General features: G+C 45.2%; 1 pseudogene. It reads right to left on the reverse strand.

Annotation, left to right across the window (positions count from 1 at the left end):
• Positions 1-272, reverse strand: a pseudogene (locus NLF92_RS12985) (glycerol-3-phosphate 1-O-acyltransferase PlsB); the annotation flags it as partial.

The raw sequence follows: 272 nt of genomic DNA on the forward strand, positions 1-272 counted from the left end.
TACCATTTAATGCCGCTGCGCGGTTAATTCGCGTCATGACATTATTGGCCAGTTCGTTAACCGCAGGTGTCAGCCACGCTGGTTTTTTCTCTGGCTCGGCATCGCGACAATCTCGCCAGTTAGGCACATGATTTTCAAGAAACTGGTTAAGCGCAATGGGTTCGCCAAAATTCACGTATCCGTGACCATAATTCTTGAGTTTACGAATAGCCGAGAACACCTGAAGGTTAGATTCTTTTTTCTTCTTAGAGCCTTTGAGTTCGTTCAAATAG

The sequence above is a fragment of the Opacimonas viscosa genome, assembly GCF_024199005.1.
In the GTDB taxonomy this organism is placed as follows: domain Bacteria; phylum Pseudomonadota; class Gammaproteobacteria; order Enterobacterales; family Alteromonadaceae; genus Opacimonas; species Opacimonas viscosa.